Raw genomic sequence first — 16,080 nt, forward strand, 5'->3', positions numbered from 1 at the left:
GCCGGCCGGGCCCGATCCGGCTCGGCCAGCGCCGCGCGGTGTCCCCGCCGTTCCTCTCGCTTTCCCCAGCGTTCCCCTCGCTTTCCCCTCGCGCCCTGCCTCCAGCCAGGCTTCGAACCCGGCCGCGCGTCATTCCCGTGCCATCCCTGTGTCATCCCTTCTTGTCAGCGGCGTTCGCGCTTCGTACACTCGCGCCTGATTCGCCCCGGCGGCGCCGCGCGCGCCGGCCGTTCCCGACAAGCACCCCCCTTCCGACAGGAGAGCCCGCGATGGCCGATTCCTATTTCCCGCGCTGGCGCGTGGCCGAGCGCGGCGCCGATCGCGTGGTCGCGCCCGACGAGCGGCTGCCCTGGCCGCAGATGGTGGCGATGGGCGTGCAGCACGTGGTGGCGATGTTCGGCTCGACCGTGCTCGCGCCGCTGCTGATGGGCTTCGATCCGAACCTCTGCATCTTCATGTCGGGCATCGGCACCCTGCTGTTCTTCGTGCTGGTGGGCGGGCGCGTGCCGAGCTACCTCGGCTCGAGCTTCGCCTTCATCGGCCTGGTGATCGCCGTGACCGGCTACGGCGGCAGCGGCATGAACGCCAACATCCCGCTCGCGCTGGGCGGCATCATCGCCTGCGGGCTGGCCTATGGCGTGATCGGCCTGATCGTCTCGGCGATCGGCACGCGCTGGATCGAGACCCTGATGCCGCCGGTGGTGACCGGCGCGATCGTCGCCGTGATCGGCCTCAATCTCGCGCCGATCGCCGTCAAGGGCGTGAGCGCCAGCACCTTCGACAGCGTGATGGCGCTGCTCACCGTGCTGTGCGTGGGCGGCGTGGCGGTATTCGCGCGCGGCATGATGCAGCGCCTGCTGATCCTGATCGGCCTGCTGATCGCCTACGCGATCTACGCGGTGGTCACCAACGGGCTCGGCCTGGGCAAGCCGATCGACTTCTCGATCGTCGGCCACGCGGCCTGGTTCGGCGTGCCGCATTTCACGGCGCCGGTGTTCGATCCGCACGCGATGCTGCTGCTCGCGCCGGTGGCGGTGATCCTGGTGGCCGAGAACCTCGGCCATATCAAGGCGGTCAGCGCGATGACGGGCCACAACCTCGACCGCTACGTCGGCCGCGCCTTCATCGGCGACGCGCTGGCCACCATCGTGTCGGGCAGCGCCGGCGGCACCGGCGTGACCACCTATGCCGAGAACATCGGCGTGATGGCGGTCACCCGCATCTACTCGACCCTGGTGTTCGCGGTGGCGGCGCTGATCGCGATCGTGCTGGGCTTCTCGCCGAAGTTCGGCGCGCTGATCAGCACCATCCCGGGTCCGGTGCTGGGCGGCGTGTCGATCGTGGTGTTCGGCCTGATCGCCGTGACCGGCGCGCGGATCTGGGTGGTGAACCGGGTCGACTTCTCCGACAACCGCAACCTGATCGTGGCGGCCGTCACCCTGGTGCTCGGCGCCGGCGATTTCTCGCTGAAGCTGGGCGGCTTCGCGCTGGGCGGGATCGGCACCGCCACCTTCGGCGCGATCCTGCTGCACGCGCTGCTGCGCCGCGAGAAGGAGCCGGGCCCGGTGGTGTGAACGGCGGCGCGGGCCTGCCGGCCACGCTTCAGGCCTCGGCGCGGCCGGCCTGCGCGTCGAGCCAGGCGCAGAACTTCAACACCGGCGGCGAGGCCTCGCGCGCCGCGATCCACCAGTAGCGCCGCGTGGCGATGCGCGGGCCCGCCAGCGGCGCGACCAGCCGGCCGCTGGCCAGCTCCTCGTCGAGCAGGGGCAGCGGGCCGAGCGCCACGCCCAAGCCGTCCACCGCGGCCTGCAGGGCCAGGTAGAAGTGATCGAAGGACTGCCGCTTGCGCGCGCGCAGCGGCGTGCCGGCCGCCGCGAACCAGTCGCGCCAGGCCGAGGGCCGCGTATCCGAATGCAGCAGCACATGGCGCGCGAGATCCTCGGCCGAGGCGATCGGCATCTGCCGCAGGAGCTTCGGACTGCAGACGGGCAGCACCGTCTCGTCGAGGAAGTGGCCGCTCGCGCGGTTCGGCCAGCGCCCCGGGCCGCTGCGGATTGCCACGTCGAACTGGCCGTCGAGCGTGTCGAGCGGCGCGTCCGAGGTCGACAGCTTCAGCTCCACGTTGGGCATCTCGCGCTGGAAGCGCGACAGCCGCGGCAGCAGCCACTTCATCGCGATGGTCGCCTGGGCGTTGATGCGCAGCACATGGGCGGGCCCGGCCTCGCGCAACTGCTCGCTGGCCTGCGCGATGCGATCGAAGGCCTCGGAGAGGGTCGCCAGGTAGCGGCGGCCCTCCTCGGTGAGCCGCACGCGCCGGCCGTGGCGATGGAACACCGGCCGGCCGAGCCAGGCCTCGAGCGCGGCCACCTGGCGGCTGATCGCACCGTGAGTCACATGCAGTTCGTCGCCGGCGGCGCTGAAGCTTTCGTGGCGGGCAGCGGCCTCGAAGGCCCGCAGGGCAGGAAAAGGGGGGAGTAGACGCGTCATGTTTGTGAGTGTAGATCACAAGGAGCGAGCCGAGAAATCGTTTTGCCGGGGCCGCGATCGGGCGTACTCTCGCCGCATCGATGGCACTCTCCCCAGGATGTTCCGCATGTCTTCCCCCCTCACACAGGATCGCCAGGCGCCGCCGCGCGAGGTCGGCATCGCCGAGCTGTTCCTCGGCTTTCTCGGGCTCGGGCTGGTCTCGTTCGGCGGCGCGCTGCCCTTCGTGCGGCGCGCCGTGGTCGAGCAGCGCGGCTGGCTCACGCCCGAGGAATTCACCGACCTGCTCGGGCTCTGCCAGTTCCTGCCCGGCGGCAACGTGATCAACCTGTCGGTGGCGGTCGGGATGCGTTTTCGCGGCGTGCCCGGCGCGCTGGCGGGCCTGCTCGGCCTGATCGCCGGGCCCACCCTGGTGGTGGTCGCGCTCGGCGTGATCTACGCCAGGACCCAGGGCGACCCGCGCGTGCAGCACCTGTTCGGCGGGCTGGCGGCCGCGGCGGCGGGGCTGCTGATCGCGATGGCGTTGAAGGTCGCGCGGCCCTTGCGGCAGGTGCCGGCCGCCGCCGGCGTGACGGCCCTGGCCTTCGTGGCGATCGCGCTGCTGCGGCTGCCCCTGCTGACCACCATGCTGGTGCTCACGCCGATCAGCATCTGGCTGGCCGCGCGCGGGCGCATGCAGGCCGCGGGAGACGCACGATGAGCCACACGCTGGGCGCGCTGGCCCTGATCTTCTCGCAGCTCTCGCTGCTGGCCTTCGGCGGCGGCAATACCATCCTCCCCGAGATGCAGCGGCAGGTGGTCGAGATCCACCAGTGGATGCCGGCCACCGAGTTCACCGCGCTGTTCGCGCTGGCGCAGGCCGCGCCGGGGCCGAACATGATGATCGTGTCGCTGGTGGGCTGGCATGTGGCGGGCTGGCCGGGGCTGCTGGTGGCCTCGCTGGCCAAGTTCGGGCCGTCCTCGGCGGTCACCATGCTGGCGCTGCACGCCTGGGAGCGCTTTCGCGACCGGCCGTGGCGCCGCTACGTGCAGCAGGGCATGATGCCGGTCACCGCGGGCCTGGTGGCGGCCAGCGCGATGCTGATCTCGCAGGCCTCGAACCATGCGGCGCTGCAATGGGGGATCACCGCGGCCTGCGCGGTGCTGGCCTGGCGCACGCGCCTGCATCCGCTCTGGCTGCTCGGCGGCGGCGCGCTGATCGGGCTGGCCAGCGCGTGGTTCTGAGCGGGGTTTCGAGCCTGGTATCGAGCCAGCCGCGGAGCAGCCTGCCTCACGCACCACGCACCACGCACCACGCACCAAGCGCCGGCGGCGATGCCGATCGCTTGCCCGATCCGGTGCCGGTTCGCTATCGATCCGCCGCCGGTGCGCCGCGCGATCCGCGCTAAGATGCAGGCCCGGCGTCGAGCGGGCCTTGCTTCGGTCTCCGATGCATCGTCCGCCGCGCGCCTCCCTCTCCACGAGGCCAGCATGAAACTGAGTCCGGCGATCCCGATCCTGCGCATCTTCTCGGAGGCCAAGGCCCGCGAGTTCTACCTCGACTTCCTCGGCTTCCAACTGCTCTGGGAGCATCGTTTCGAGCCCGGCCTGCCGCTCTACGCGGCGGTCAAGCGCGGCGAGCTCGAGCTGCACCTGAGCGAGCATCACGGCGATGCCACGCCGGGTTCGACGGTATTCGTGCCGATGGAGGGAATCGATGCGCTGCACGCCGAGCTGATCGGCAAGCAATACGGCTATGCGCGCCCAGGCATCGAGCAGCAGGACTGGGGGCGCGAACTGACGGTGGCCGATCCCTTCGGCAACCGGCTGCGCTTTGCCGAACTGAAGCGCGACTGAACGGCACTCGATCGGCGGCGATGCGCGGCGGCGCTCCCGGCTGCCGCGCGCCGCATGCTGCATTGCCGCAACCCTGACGCGCCTCGCGGCCCGCCGCAATCGGGCCCTGCCCCAGTGCGTTGCGCGCGGGCGACAGCCGCGCGCGGCGCGGCGCAATTCTTTTTTGTTCCTTACAGCCTCCGTCTTATGATGCGGCCCACGCCGTCCGCGCCAGAAGCGTGCGACGCGCATCCGGCCGCGCGCCGTCGCGCCCGGACCATAACGACACCGTCAACGATAAAGAAAAGGATCGCTCATGAAGCAGACCAGAATCGCGGGATTGGTTGGGGGCATGATGCTCGCGTTCGCCGGCACGCAGGCGTACGCGCAGAGTTCGGTCACGCTGTGGGGCGTCGCGGACGTCAGCCTGCGCTACCTGACCAACTCGAACGCGAACAACGACAATCGCTTCTACATGACGAACGGCGCGATCACCAACAGCCGTTTCGCGCTGAAGGGCGTCGAGGATCTCGGCGGCGGCCTGAAGGCGATCTTCAACCTCGAAAGCGGCATCAACCTGCAGGACGGCTCGATGGCCGGCGGCTCGCGCCTGTTCAACCGCGCGGCCTACGTGGGCCTGCAGAGCCAGTACGGCACCGTCACGCTGGGCCGCCAGAAGACCCTGCTGTTCGACCTGCTGGCCGATACCTATGACCCGCTGACGGTGGGCAACTACTTCGAGAACGCCTGGCTGCCGGTGGCGCTCGGCGCGGGCCTCTATGCCGACAACGCCGTCAAGTACAACGGCAAGTTCGGCGGCCTGTCGGTCGGCGCGATGTACTCGTTCGGCACCGATTCGACCTCGACCGGCGCGAACGGCTTCTCGGGCCAGCTGCCGGGCCACGTCGGCGCCGGCAACATGTACGGCTTCACGCTCGGCTACGCCTTCGGCCCGCTGAACGTGGCCGCCGGCATGCAGCAGAACAGCGACAACTCGAACCGCAAGCAGACCATCTACCACGTGGGCGCGGTCTACGCGTTCAGCACGGTCAAGCTCTACGCCGGCTACCTGCGCTCGAAGGACGACACCGGCTTCGTCGATTCGACGCTGGCCCAGCAGGCGATCGTGCCGGGCATCAGCTCGCTCAAGGGCACCGGCCGGATCGACGACGGCCCGTATGCCGGCGTGGCCTGGCAGGCGAGCCCGACCATCACGCTGACCGGCGCGTTCTACTACGATCACTCGCGCAACGCGACGATCTCGAGCGGCGTGCTCGGCAGCGGCAATCGCTACGCGATCGTCGGCCTGGCCGAATACGCGCTGTCCAAGCGCACCGAGATCTACGGCACGGTCGACTTCAACAAGGCGACCGGCGCCTCGGTGGTCGAACTGCCGGGCCGCAACAACCAGACCGGCGTCTCGATCGGCCTGCGCAACATCTTCTGAGCGGCGCGCCGGCTGATTGCCGGCGCCGCTTCCACCGCCCCGGTCGCGATTCGCGTCGCGACCGGGGCGGTGTCGTTTACGGGCGCCGAAATCGGCCACCGAAATCGGCGCCGAAGCCCGCTAGCAGAAAACCGGCGGCCTCGCCAGCCGGGCCCCCGCCGGCGCCGCGTCCTGTCTCACGCGTTTCCCGAAAACTTGCTATCGTGCCGATTCCAAATCTGCCGGAGCATTTCGATGGACTACGACTATGACCTCTTCGTGATCGGCGCGGGCTCCGGCGGCGTGCGGCTCGCCCGCATCTCGGCCTCGCTCGGCGCCCGGGTGGGCATCGCCGAGGTGGAGCAGATCGGCGGCACCTGCGTGCTGCGCGGCTGCATCCCGAAGAAGCTGCTGGTCTACGCCTCGCATTTCCCCGACGACGTCGAGGATGCCGCCGGCTACGGCTGGCAGTTCGGCGAGGGCGAATTCTCCTGGCCGACCCTGATCGCCGCCAAGGATCGCGAGATCAACCGGCTCTCCACCATCTACATCAAGCTGCTGAACGATGCCGGCGTGAGCATGCACGAGGGGCGCGCCACCATCGTCGACGCGCATACCGTCGAGGTCGGCGGCAAGCGCTACAGCACGCGCCACATCGGCGTGGCGACCGGCTCCTGGCCGACCCTGCCGGAGATTCCCGGCATCGAGCACGCGATCACCTCGCGCGAGGCGCTCGACCTGCCCGAGCTGCCCAGGCGCGTGGCGGTGGTCGGCGGCGGCTACATCGCGGTGGAGTTCGCCGGCATCTTCAACGGGCTGCGCTCGAAGGTCGACCTCTACTATCGCGGCGAGGAGATCCTGCGCCACTTCGACGACGATCTGCGCCGCGTGCTGCACGAGGAGATCAGCAAGCACGGCGTGGCGATCCATACGCAGGCGCAGGTGCGCGCCATCACGCGCAATGCCGACGGCTCGCTCACGCTCGACGTCGACGGCACGCCGCAAGGCCCCTACGACGCGGTGCTGTATGCCACCGGCCGCCATCCGAACACGGCCGGGCTGGGCCTGGAGAGCGCCGGCGTCGAGCTGGAGAAGGGCGGCGCGGTGCGCGTCGATGCCTACTCGGCCACCAACGTGCCCTCGATCCACGCGATCGGCGACGTCACCTCGCGTCCGCAGCTCACGCCGGTGGCCACGCGCGACGGCGCGCTGCTGGCGGCCAACCTGTTCGGCGAGCAGCGCGTCGAGGCCGATCACCGCGCGATTCCCTCGGCCGTGTTCAGCCAGCCGGAACTGGCCACGGTCGGCCTGAGCGAGGCCGAGGCGCGTGCCGAGTACGGCGCGCTCGACATCTACAAGACCTCGTTCCGCGCGCTCAAGCACACGCTGACGGGCCGCGACGAGAAGATCTTCATGAAGCTGGTGGTGGTGCGCGACACGCAGCGCGTGGTCGGCGCGCACATGATCGGGCGCGACGCGGCCGAGACCATCCAGGGCATCGCGATCGCGGTGCGCATGGGTGCCACCAAGGCGCAGTTCGACGCGACCATCGGCATCCACCCGAGCGCGGCCGAGGAGTTCGTCACGCTGCGCACCCGCTCGCCCGATCCGGCCTGAGCGCGGGCAGGCCACGAGGCGCGTGCCGCGGCATGCGCCTTGTGGCGAATTCGCAACCTGGACCCTGCGTCCAATGTTTTGCACGACGAACTACCTGGCGCGAGCGAAGCCGGCAGGGTTCAAGGTGACGCGCCGGGCTCGTCGCCTTGCGCCGCGGCCAAGGGCATGCCGGGCAGCCGTCCCGTGCAGTCGCGCCGGTATTCGCGCATCAAGCGCCGATGCGCGGCGCGCGCCGCATCGGGAAAGTCCTTGCCGTTGACCGCCTCGGGCGAGTATCCCGCTGCCTCCAGCTCGGCGAGTTCGCCGATCACCTGCCGGTGCGTGAGCGCCCGGCCATCCTCCACGAACGGATAGTCGCGGCACTGCCGCGCGCTGAGCGGCATTGCCCGCGCGGCGGCCATCGTGGCGCCGAGCATCAGGCCGGCCGCGAGCAGCGTGCCGACCAGCCCGCGCCCGATGCGCGCCGCGCGTCTCACGATGCCGCGCCGTGCTTGACGCAGTCGCGCTGGTACTTCTGCATCAGCCGCTGCTGGGCGCTGTCGATGTCGTCGGGGTAGTCGCTGTCGTCGCCGGCCGAGGGCTGGTAGCCGACCGATTCCAGCTCCGAGAGCTCGTTGACGATCTGCGCATGCGTGACCGGCCCCTTCATCTTCACGAACGGATAGTCGCCGCATTGCTGCGGCGTGAGCGGCGCGGCGTGGGCGGCTTGGGCGGCGATACCCACGGCCATCAGGCCGGCGCAGAGCAGGGCGTGTTTCAGGGTCGATGCGCGGTTCTTCATGATGTCGTTCCTCGAGGCGGGTTGGGCGCCGGCAAGCTGCCGGCCGGGTCATCCGATCCGACGCGGAATGCGTCGTGATCACGGAACGCAGGCTAGTGGAGGGCGCTTGTCGAAACGGTGGAGCGCACATGAAACTTCCTTCATCCACGGCGGCGCGGCCTCGCTGAAATTTCTTTCACCTGCTTGCCAGCGTTCGTTCAGGTGCGGCGGCGTATGGTGCGGGGCATGGCGGCGCGCATCGTTCGACGGGCGCCGGCTCCGGACCACAGGACAGGAGGAGATTGGCGTGAACGGACGAACCATCGGATCGATAGGATTGGCCGCCGTCGCGCTCTGCGTGGCGAGCCTGGCCGAGGCGAAGGTGCAGGGCAGCGGCGGGCCGATCGCCGACGTGGTGCTCGATCACGCGAGGGTCGAGCGCCAATATCGCGCGATCGAGGACGCGCGCCGTCGCGCCGGGGTCGAGATGCGGCGCAACGTCGCACAAGTGCCGGGCGGCGCGACCGTGCCGGCGCTCGACCGGCCCACCTGAGGCGGCTCGCGCCCGGCCTCGATCGCGCCTGGCGGCAAGCGCCCGCGCGCCGCGCCGCGATGGGCGCGGCGGCGATTTCCGCGCGCCGGATGAAGAATGTTTAATGAACCCGATACCCGGGCGACACGCGCGCGCGTGTAGCCTGCGCTGATGGCTGTCGATGCGCGACGGCCGCTCAACGCCCGGGCCGGATATGGCAACATTCCTCTCCTCTCATCACGAATCGCCGGTACCGCCCTTGTTCGCGGCCGGCGGGACGACAATGTTTCGAGTCCTGACCATCGAAGACGATGAAATCACCGCGAATGAAATCGTCGGCGAACTGAAAGGCCGCGGCTTCGCGGTGGAATGGGTGGCCAACGGCCGAGACGGCATGGCGCGCGCGCTGAGCGACGAATACGACGTGATCACGCTGGACCGCATGCTGCCCGGCGTGGACGGCCTGACCATCGTCACCACCATGCGCAGCATCGGCGTGCGCACGCCGGTGCTGATGCTCAGCGCGCTGGGCGACGTCGACGAGCGCGTGCGCGGCCTGCGCGCCGGCGGCGACGACTACCTCACCAAGCCCTTCGACCCGGAAGAGATGGCCGCGCGCCTGGAGGTGCTGCTGCGCCGCAGCCGCAGCGCGCCCGCGCAATCGGAAACCTCGCTCGCGGTGGGCCCGCTCGCGCTCGACCTGATCGGCCGCAAGGCCAGCCGCGACGGCGTGGAGATCGCGCTGCTGCCCACCGAGTACCGCGTGCTCGAATACATGATGCGCAACGCCGGGCAGACCATCACGCGCACCATGCTGTTCGAGGCGGTCTGGGGCTACCACTTCGATCCCGGCACCAACCTGATCGACGTCCACATGGGACGCCTGCGCAAGAAGATCGACCCGCCCGAGCTCGCGCCGATGATCCGCACCGTGCGCGGCGCCGGCTACATCCTGTCCTGAGCCGCCTATCGTGACCGAACAAGCAAGCCGGAGCGCCGGCGGGGCCGGCACGCCGCGCTGGTATTCCAGCACGTTCCGGCTGGTGACCGTCTACGCGGTGATGTTCTCGCTGTCGGTGATGCTGCTGCTGGGCGTGATCGCCACGCAGATCACGCACGACATGAAGAGCGAAACCGACGTGGTGATCGACTGGCAGATGATCTACTTCGATTCGATGGCGGACACCAACCTGCCCGGCGCGATCCATCGCCGCCTCGAGCACGAACGCATGCACACCAATTACTACGGCCTGTTCGCGCCGGACGGCCGCCATGTGGCGGGCGACGTGCTCGAGTTCCCGGCCGGGCTGGAGACCGATCGCACCGGCCAGACGCTCTCGCATACGCTGAAGATCGCCGGCGACGAGGTGGCGCCGGTGGTGCGCGCGATGGCCGAGATGCGGCCCAACGGCTATCGGCTGGTGCTGGCGCGCGACCTCACCCACATCCTGCGGATCCGCGAGGCCATCATCAATGCGCTGGTGGTGGGCGGCGTGCTCTGCTTCGGCGCGGGCCTGCTCGGCGGGCTGATCCTCAGCGTGCGGCAGATGCGGCGCATCAAGGCGATCCGCCAGGTCACCCAGCGCATCGCGCGCGGCGACCTGGCCCAGCGCTTGCCGGTGGGCGGGCGCGACGAGATCGACATGCTTTCGCACCTGGTCAACCACATGCTGGCCGAGGTCGAGCGGCTGATGCACGAGGTCAAGGGCGTGTGCGACGGCATCGCGCACGACCTGCGCACGCCGCTGGCGCACGTGCATACGCTGCTCGCCCACGCGGCCGAGCGTGCCGGCACGCAGGACGACGCGGCGATGGCCAGCCTGGTCTCGCGCGCGCGCAACGAGACCGATGCGCTGCTCGGGCGTTTCCGCGCCATGCTGCGGATCGCCGAGATCGGCACGCTGCAGCGGCGCGGCGGTTTCGCCGAGGTCGACCTGCAGGCGCTGGTGATCGATATCGGCGAACTGTTCGAGCCGCTGGCCGAGAGCCGCGATATCCGTTTCGAGGTCCTCACCGAACGCGTCGACGCGGTGCACGGCGATCGCGCGCTGCTGTTCGAGGCGCTCACCAACCTGCTCGACAACGCGCTCAAGTATTCGGCCTCGGGCGGCACGGTGCGGCTCGAGCTGCGCCAGCGCCTGCAGGGCCCGCAGATCGACGTCAGCGACGACGGCCCCGGCATCGCCCCCGACGAGCGCGAGGCCGTGCTGCAGCACCGCTACCGCAGCCGCCGCACCGGGCACCTGGCCGGCTCGGGGCTGGGCCTGAGCATCGTCTCGACGGTGCTCAACGTGCATGACTTCACGCTGCGCATCGGTAGCGCCGAGCCCGGCACGCGCGTCACGATCGAATGCTGGTCGAGGTCGCTGGTATGAGGATCGCTCGCCTTGCCTGCCGCCGGGGGGCCTGCTGAGCATGCGTGTCCTGCTCGTCACTTCACCGCATCCGGAAGCGTCCTGGCTGCACAAGGCCCTGCAGGAGAGCGGCCACAGCCTGCAGCGCGCCGACGAGTTGCGCGACGGCCTGTTCCTGGCCTCGCAGGAAGCCTTCGACGCGATCGTGGTGACCGCCTTCGAGCCCGGCGCCGACGCCGCGCTGATCGGCATGCTGCCGCGCTTCGTGGCCGACGGCGGCGGCGCGGCGCTGGTGGTGCTGCTCGGCCATGCCTCGGCGAGCGAACGGATCCGTGCGCTGCGCGCCGGTGCCGACGCCTGCTTCGGCGCGCCTTATTCCTTCATCGAGCTGCATGAGCGCCTGCAGGCCCTGCAGCGCCTGGCCGGGCCGCGCGAGGCGGAAGGCCCGCATGCGCCCGCCGCTTCCTCGAGCTTCGAGACGCTGTCGCGCGAGCTCAAGGACGGCAAGCTGCGGCTGGCGGTGACGCGCCGCGAGTTCCTGCTGCTCGAATGCCTGATGCGCCATCCGAACGCGCCGGTGCCGCGCGACCAGTTGATCCGTTATGTGTGGCAGGACAAGGAGGATGTCGATCCGTCGAGCGTCAACCTGGTGGTGTCGCGGTTGCGTCGCAAGCTCGCGCGGCACCTGCCCGACGTCAGGATCGATACGGTGAGCCGCTACGGCTACCAGGTGAGCTTGCCGGACGCCTGAGCGCGCGGCGCGGCCGCTTCACCAAGCGGCGACATCATGCATGGACACGAGGGGCGCGCTGCCGACGGCAGCGCGCCCCTCGCGCATTGACGGATCGAATCACGAACCGAAGAAAGGCACGCAGAAATCGGGCGGGCCGACGCAGTCGCCGGGGCCATTGGGCCGCGCGGCGGCGCAGCCGGACAACAGGGCGCCGGCGGCGACGGCGAGCAGCGCGAGACGGGTGGAGCGCAGCAGGAGGGGACGAAGCTTCATGATTGGCGAGCGAGTCAGGTAGGGAGCGGCGGCGCTGCGGACGGCGCGGGCGGCGTGAGCGGGACGCCGGGGCCGGCCGCAAGGCGGCGCGCATCAGTGCGCGTAGAGCGTGGAGTTCAGGTACTGGAGCTGGCCGTCCTGCTCGGCCTGCACGAGCTCCTGGTAGACCTCGGCGCGCGTCTTCTCGTGCACCGGCTGGCCGTAGGGCGCGACCCACTGGCCATTGGCGGCGGCCCACTGGCTGTTGGCCGCGGCGCCCGGCACGCCGTCCTTGGTGGCGGCCGGCGTCATCCGCATCGGTTGGGCGCTGGTCTGCGCGAAGGCGGGAATCGAAAGCGCGGCGAAGGCGGCGAGCAGGGTCGTCGCAACTAGCTTGGTGGTGTTCATCTTCGTTGTCCTCATGATCAATGACTGGTTTCATCCCCGTTGCGGCATCTCGACGTGACGCATCGGGTTGAGGACAAGCATAGAGGGGGGGCGATAGCGGATCGGCATACGCAGGGTGAAAAGAAATTCATGCAGCGCCCCGGGGGCTGTCGGCATCGACATGAAGCCGGCATATCGCGTGGATGAAAAAGGTTTCATTTTTCAGGCCGTTTTCATAACGGCGCTGTCACGCCCGCTGCCTAAATTGGGCGCCATCGCATCGCGGACGGATCGGCTTTTCCACACGCAGCCGGCGGTGCGAGAAGACCGACCCACTCTAGCGAAACCATCATGAAGAAATACCTGGCAATCCCGGCGGCGCTCGCGTGCCTGCTTTCGACCGCCGCGCATGCGCAGAGCAGCGTCACGCTGTACGGCACGATCGACGCGGGCCTGGACTACATCAGCAACCAGAAATCCTCGGGCGGCGCGGGCCCGACCTACGGCGTGCAGAGCGGCAACGTCAGCACCTCGCGCTGGGGCCTGCGCGGCAACGAGGACCTGGGCGGCGGGCTGGCTGCCGTGTTCACCCTCGAGAACGGCTTCAACGTGGCCAACGGCAAGTTCGGCAACGGCGGCGACGAGTTCGGCCGCCAGGCCTGGGTCGGTCTCGCGAGCCAGCAATGGGGCACCGTCACGCTGGGCCGCCAGTACGACTTCCTGGTCGATTTCGTGGCGCCGTTGTCGGCCACCGGCTCGGGCTTCGGCGGCAACATCGCCGACCATCCCTACGACAACGACAACCTCGCCAACGACACGCGGATGAACAACTCCGTGAAGTTCCGCAGCGCCAACTACGGCGGCTTCACGTTCGGCGGCGCCTACGCCTTCAGCAACGCGGGCGGCCAGTTCAGCAACAACAACGCCTACAGCCTCGGCGCGCAATACGCGAACGGCCCGGTCAACCTGGCCGTGGCCTACCTGCAGTCGAACCAGCCGGGCGGCGTGAACACGCCGCAGAACACCGGCGGCGCGCTGAGCAGCTCGGACGGCGATTCGATGCTGGTGGGCGGCCGCTGGCGCACCTTCGGCGCCGGCGCGCGTTACGCGTTCGACAAGGCCACGGTGGGCTTCGTCTACACGCGCACGATCCTGAACGACCCGCGCGAGCTCTCGCAAGGCGGCTCGTACGGCAACGTGAACGGCCAGCTGCTGACCTTCAGCAACTACGAGCTGAACGCGCGCTACTTCCTGACGCCGGCGCTCTCGCTGGGCGGCTCCTACACTTTCACGCAGGGCCGCTTCGACAACGCCGGCCGCAGCATCGCGCCGAAGTGGAACCAGTTCATGCTGCAGGCCGACTATGCGCTGTCGCGCCGTACCGACCTCTACCTGGAAGGCGTGTACCAGCGCGTGACGGGCGCCGACGGCGTGGCCGTGCTGGGCAATGCGGGGATCTTCAACCTCGCCGCTTCGGGCAACGATCGCCAGGCCGTGGTGGCGGCCGGCATTCGTCACAAGTTCTGACCGGTCCTCGCCGGTTCAAGCCGGCCGGGCCGCGCGGCCCGGCCCGGCGCGAGGATCGATCGATTCGCGCGCTTGGGTGGCGGCGCATCCGGTGAGCGACCGGGTGCGCCGGTAGTGCGGTTCCCGCCGCCGTCACGACATCGGCTGCAGCGATGCCGGGACGGTCCGGGCGGTGATCTTCGGCCCCGTGACGCGGATGCGTCGCGGGGTTTTTTTATGGCCGGCGCGTCGCGAGGCTCAGGCGCCCACCTTCACGCTCATGCCGCCGTCGGCCATCACCACCGAACCGACCATGAAGCTGGCGCGCTCGGAAGCCAGGAACAGCACCACCTCGGCGATTTCCTCCGGCGCCGCGGCCCGCCCGATCGGCGCGCTCGCGCCATGCGCGGCCAGGGCGGCGACGCCGTCGCCGTCGGCCGCCACGGTGTTGAGGATGTTGGTGAGCACGTCGCCGGAACCCACCGCGTTGACGCGGACGCCGTGCTCGATCGCCTCCAGGGCGAGGGTGCGCGTCAACTGCGCCAGCGCGCCCTTGGACGCCGTGTAGGCGGCGATGGTGGGGAACGCGAAGTAGGAGGCATAGGACGCCACGTTGACGATCGCCCCGCGCGCCTGCGGGATCATCGCCTTCATGGCCTCGCGCGAATGCAGGAAGGCGGCGGTGGCGTTGACGGCCATGATCCGCTCCCAATCCGCGCGCGACATGTCGACCACCCGCTTGTTGATGATGATGCCCGCGTTGTTCACCAGCAGGTCGAGGCGGGAAAACCGCTCCAGGGCCAGGGCCACCGCCCGTTCCGCGCTGCCGTCCACGCTGATGTCGGCCACCAGCGGCACGACGCCGGGGCCGGCCAGGGCCTCGACGGCGGGGTCGATATCCTCGGCGATCACGCGTGCGCCGCGTGCCGCCAGCAGTTCGGTGATGGCGCGCCCGATGCCGCTGGCCGCGCCGGTGACGATCGCGACCTTGCCGGCGAATTCATTGATGTCCTGCATGTCCATCTCCTCGAAAGTGTGGAGGGGCGAGCGAACCGGAAATCGGTTCGACGCCGTGCAGTCCAATGTATCGGCGGCATCCCGGGCCGGCCATGGCAGCCGCTCTCGCAGTCTTGCCCATAACTATCAAACGGGCGTGCCGCTCGCGGGCATCGGCTATAGTCGTCGCATCCATCGGAGGAACCATGCCGGGCAGGCAAGCGCGCATCATCGAGCTGATCGGGCGGCTGGCGCCGAACGAGGGTTATACGGCCTCGCTGCTGCCGGGCGTCAGCTTCATGCGTTCGAACCGTTCGCTGGGGCGCACGCCGGTGCTGTACGAGCCGAGCATCGTGCTGGTCTGCCAGGGTTGCAAGCGCGGCTTCCTGGGCGACGAGGTGTTTCTCTACGATGCGAATCACTACCTGGTGCTCTCGGTGCCCCTGCCGTTCTCCACCGAAACCGAGGCCAGCCCCGAGGCGCCGCTGCTTGCGCTCACGCTGCGTCTCGATCCGGGGCTCACCGCGGAGCTGATGCTGGCGGTCGACGCGCCGGGCCGCAAGCCGCCCGCGATGCCGCGCGGCATCTATTCCACGCCGACGAACCAGCGGCTCTCGGCGACCCTGCTCCGGCTGCTCGAGGCGCTGGGCTCGCCGCTCGAGGCGCGGGTCGTCGCGCCGCTTGCGCTGCGGGAGATCTGTTTCCTGGTGCTGACCGGCGAGCAGGGCGACGCGATGCGCGCCTCGCTCGCGTCCACCGGCCATTTCTCGCGGATCGCGCGGGCGCTGCGCCGCATCCATGCCGATTACGGCCAGCCGATCGACGTGGCGTCCCTCTGTCACGAGAGCGGCATGAGCGTGCCGAGCTTTCATCGGCACTTCAAGGCGGTCACCCACACCACGCCGATCCAGTACCTCAAGTCGACCCGGCTGCACCAGGCGCGGCTGCTGATGATCCGAAGGGGGCTCACGGCAGCCGCGGCCTCGGCCTCGGTCGGTTATGAAAGTCCCTCGCAGTTCAGCCGCGAATTCAAGCGCATGTTCGGTCGTTCGCCGACGCAGGAAGTCGAGCAGATGAGGGCGGCCTTTGCCTGGTCCGAATCGATGTTCGACGGCGGCATCTGAAGGCGGCGGACGCGCCGGCGCGATGCGGGCCGCGTCGGACAAAAAAACGGCACCCGCCTCGCGACGGGTGCCTGAAAACGCGACACGCACCACA

Annotated in this window: 18 protein-coding genes; 12 read left to right on the forward strand and 6 right to left on the reverse strand. The window is 69.6% G+C overall.

The genetic code is table 11. The annotated features are described in order from the left end of the window. Positions 1–269: 269 nt before the first annotated feature. Positions 270–1,574 carry a solute carrier family 23 protein gene (locus F3J18_RS08130; protein WP_025099423.1) on the forward strand — a complete coding sequence of 435 codons (1,305 nt, stop codon included), beginning with the start codon at positions 270–272 and terminating at the stop codon, positions 1,572–1,574. Between the two features lie 28 nt (positions 1,575–1,602). On the opposite strand, the gene F3J18_RS08135 is transcribed toward F3J18_RS08130, so the two are convergent. Then, complete coding sequence (locus tag F3J18_RS08135) at positions 1,603–2,487, reverse strand: transcriptional regulator GcvA (RefSeq protein ID WP_166912443.1); 885 nt, start codon at positions 2,485–2,487, stop codon at positions 1,603–1,605. A gap of 106 nt (positions 2,488–2,593) precedes the next feature. Between F3J18_RS08135 and F3J18_RS08140 the strand changes: the two genes are divergently transcribed. The 5 genes from F3J18_RS08140 (at position 2,594) to gor (ending at position 7,342) form a co-directional block, all read left to right on the forward strand. Then, positions 2,594–3,184, forward strand: coding sequence for a chromate transporter (locus F3J18_RS08140; protein WP_166912445.1), 591 nt, complete (start codon positions 2,594–2,596; stop codon positions 3,182–3,184). Next, positions 3,181–3,708: a chromate transporter gene (locus F3J18_RS08145; RefSeq protein WP_013699637.1), complete on the forward strand. Its 528-nt coding sequence runs from the start codon at positions 3,181–3,183 to the stop codon at positions 3,706–3,708. Before F3J18_RS08140 ends, F3J18_RS08145 begins: the two co-directional genes overlap by 4 nt. Positions 3,709–3,954: 246 nt before the next feature. Beyond that, positions 3,955–4,320: a glyoxalase superfamily protein gene (locus F3J18_RS08150; protein WP_025099420.1), complete on the forward strand. Its 366-nt coding sequence runs from the start codon at positions 3,955–3,957 to the stop codon at positions 4,318–4,320. Between the two features lie 295 nt (positions 4,321–4,615). Further along, on the forward strand, positions 4,616–5,746 hold the full coding sequence (locus F3J18_RS08155; protein WP_025099419.1) for a porin: 1,131 nt from the start codon (positions 4,616–4,618) through the stop codon (positions 5,744–5,746). Between the two features lie 234 nt (positions 5,747–5,980). Beyond that, a complete protein-coding gene (gor, locus tag F3J18_RS08160; protein WP_166912447.1) occupies positions 5,981–7,342 on the forward strand; it encodes a glutathione-disulfide reductase in 1,362 nt (453 codons plus the stop codon). 119 nt (positions 7,343–7,461) lie between these two features. On the opposite strand, the gene F3J18_RS08165 is transcribed toward gor, so the two are convergent. Together F3J18_RS08165 and F3J18_RS08170 are read right to left on the reverse strand one after the other, a co-directional pair. Next, on the reverse strand, positions 7,462–7,818 hold the full coding sequence (locus F3J18_RS08165) for a DUF4148 domain-containing protein (RefSeq protein ID WP_166912448.1): 357 nt from the start codon (positions 7,816–7,818) through the stop codon (positions 7,462–7,464). Beyond that, on the reverse strand, positions 7,815–8,123 hold the full coding sequence (locus F3J18_RS08170; protein WP_166912450.1) for a DUF4148 domain-containing protein: 309 nt from the start codon (positions 8,121–8,123) through the stop codon (positions 7,815–7,817). Before F3J18_RS08170 ends, F3J18_RS08165 begins: the two co-directional genes overlap by 4 nt. A 286-nt stretch (positions 8,124–8,409) precedes the next feature. On the opposite strand from F3J18_RS08170, the gene F3J18_RS08175 reads away from it, so the two are divergent. The 4 genes from F3J18_RS08175 (at position 8,410) to F3J18_RS08190 (ending at position 11,739) form a co-directional block, all read left to right on the forward strand. Further along, a complete protein-coding gene (locus F3J18_RS08175) occupies positions 8,410–8,655 on the forward strand; it encodes a hypothetical protein (RefSeq protein WP_126242784.1) in 246 nt (81 codons plus the stop codon). A gap of 262 nt (positions 8,656–8,917) precedes the next feature. Continuing rightward, a complete protein-coding gene (locus F3J18_RS08180) occupies positions 8,918–9,595 on the forward strand; it encodes a response regulator transcription factor (RefSeq protein WP_025099414.1) in 678 nt (225 codons plus the stop codon). Between the two features lie 100 nt (positions 9,596–9,695). Further along, positions 9,696–11,009, forward strand: coding sequence for a HAMP domain-containing sensor histidine kinase (locus tag F3J18_RS08185; RefSeq protein ID WP_166912496.1), 1,314 nt, complete (start codon positions 9,696–9,698; stop codon positions 11,007–11,009). 40 nt (positions 11,010–11,049) lie between these two features. Then, positions 11,050–11,739 (forward strand): response regulator transcription factor, encoded by a 690-nt coding sequence (locus F3J18_RS08190; RefSeq protein ID WP_025099412.1) that lies wholly within the window; start codon positions 11,050–11,052, stop codon positions 11,737–11,739. Positions 11,740–11,838: 99 nt separating this feature from the next. On the opposite strand, the gene F3J18_RS08195 is transcribed toward F3J18_RS08190, so the two are convergent. Then, positions 11,839–11,994 carry a hypothetical protein gene (locus tag F3J18_RS08195; protein WP_013699628.1) on the reverse strand — a complete coding sequence of 52 codons (156 nt, stop codon included), beginning with the start codon at positions 11,992–11,994 and terminating at the stop codon, positions 11,839–11,841. A 93-nt stretch (positions 11,995–12,087) separates the two neighbouring features. Continuing rightward, a complete protein-coding gene (locus F3J18_RS08200) occupies positions 12,088–12,381 on the reverse strand; it encodes a DUF4148 domain-containing protein (RefSeq protein ID WP_025099411.1) in 294 nt (97 codons plus the stop codon). Positions 12,382–12,711: 330 nt separating this feature from the next. Between F3J18_RS08200 and F3J18_RS08205 the strand changes: the two genes are divergently transcribed. After that, positions 12,712–13,887: a porin gene (locus F3J18_RS08205; protein ID WP_025099410.1), complete on the forward strand. Its 1,176-nt coding sequence runs from the start codon at positions 12,712–12,714 to the stop codon at positions 13,885–13,887. A 237-nt stretch (positions 13,888–14,124) separates the two neighbouring features. Here F3J18_RS08205 and F3J18_RS08210 read toward each other — a convergent pair whose 3' ends face one another. After that, positions 14,125–14,889, reverse strand: a complete 765-nt coding sequence (locus F3J18_RS08210) for an SDR family oxidoreductase (protein WP_166912452.1) — start codon at positions 14,887–14,889, stop codon at positions 14,125–14,127. Between the two features lie 179 nt (positions 14,890–15,068). Here F3J18_RS08210 and F3J18_RS08215 point away from each other — a divergent pair, with 179 nt between their 5' ends. Next, positions 15,069–15,986, forward strand: a complete 918-nt coding sequence (locus tag F3J18_RS08215; protein WP_166912454.1) for an AraC family transcriptional regulator — start codon at positions 15,069–15,071, stop codon at positions 15,984–15,986. Positions 15,987–16,080: the final 94 nt, after the last annotated feature.

Origin of the sequence: Burkholderia sp. Ax-1720 (assembly GCF_011753035.1) — a bacterium.
Lineage (GTDB): Bacteria > Pseudomonadota > Gammaproteobacteria > Burkholderiales > Burkholderiaceae > Burkholderia > Burkholderia gladioli.

Bases quoted from the DNA above. Each gene is read 5' to 3' on its own strand.
- F3J18_RS08130 (WP_025099423.1), top strand. From the start codon at position 270: ATGGCCGATTCCTATTTCCCGCGCTGGCGCGTGGCCGAGCGCGGCGCC.
- F3J18_RS08135 (WP_166912443.1), bottom strand. From the start codon at position 2,487: ATGACGCGTCTACTCCCCCCTTTTCCTGCCCTGCGGGCCTTCGAGGCC.
- F3J18_RS08140 (WP_166912445.1), top strand. From the start codon at position 2,594: ATGTCTTCCCCCCTCACACAGGATCGCCAGGCGCCGCCGCGCGAGGTC.
- F3J18_RS08145 (WP_013699637.1), top strand. From the start codon at position 3,181: ATGAGCCACACGCTGGGCGCGCTGGCCCTGATCTTCTCGCAGCTCTCG.
- F3J18_RS08150 (WP_025099420.1), top strand. From the start codon at position 3,955: ATGAAACTGAGTCCGGCGATCCCGATCCTGCGCATCTTCTCGGAGGCC.
- F3J18_RS08155 (WP_025099419.1), top strand. From the start codon at position 4,616: ATGAAGCAGACCAGAATCGCGGGATTGGTTGGGGGCATGATGCTCGCG.
- gor (WP_166912447.1), top strand. From the start codon at position 5,981: ATGGACTACGACTATGACCTCTTCGTGATCGGCGCGGGCTCCGGCGGC.
- F3J18_RS08170 (WP_166912450.1), bottom strand. From the start codon at position 8,123: ATGAAGAACCGCGCATCGACCCTGAAACACGCCCTGCTCTGCGCCGGC.
- F3J18_RS08180 (WP_025099414.1), top strand. From the start codon at position 8,918: ATGTTTCGAGTCCTGACCATCGAAGACGATGAAATCACCGCGAATGAA.
- F3J18_RS08185 (WP_166912496.1), top strand. From the start codon at position 9,696: ATGTTCTCGCTGTCGGTGATGCTGCTGCTGGGCGTGATCGCCACGCAG.
- F3J18_RS08190 (WP_025099412.1), top strand. From the start codon at position 11,050: ATGCGTGTCCTGCTCGTCACTTCACCGCATCCGGAAGCGTCCTGGCTG.
- F3J18_RS08195 (WP_013699628.1), bottom strand. From the start codon at position 11,994: ATGAAGCTTCGTCCCCTCCTGCTGCGCTCCACCCGTCTCGCGCTGCTC.
- F3J18_RS08200 (WP_025099411.1), bottom strand. From the start codon at position 12,381: ATGAACACCACCAAGCTAGTTGCGACGACCCTGCTCGCCGCCTTCGCC.
- F3J18_RS08205 (WP_025099410.1), top strand. From the start codon at position 12,712: ATGAAGAAATACCTGGCAATCCCGGCGGCGCTCGCGTGCCTGCTTTCG.
- F3J18_RS08210 (WP_166912452.1), bottom strand. From the start codon at position 14,889: ATGGACATGCAGGACATCAATGAATTCGCCGGCAAGGTCGCGATCGTC.
- F3J18_RS08215 (WP_166912454.1), top strand. From the start codon at position 15,069: ATGCCGGGCAGGCAAGCGCGCATCATCGAGCTGATCGGGCGGCTGGCG.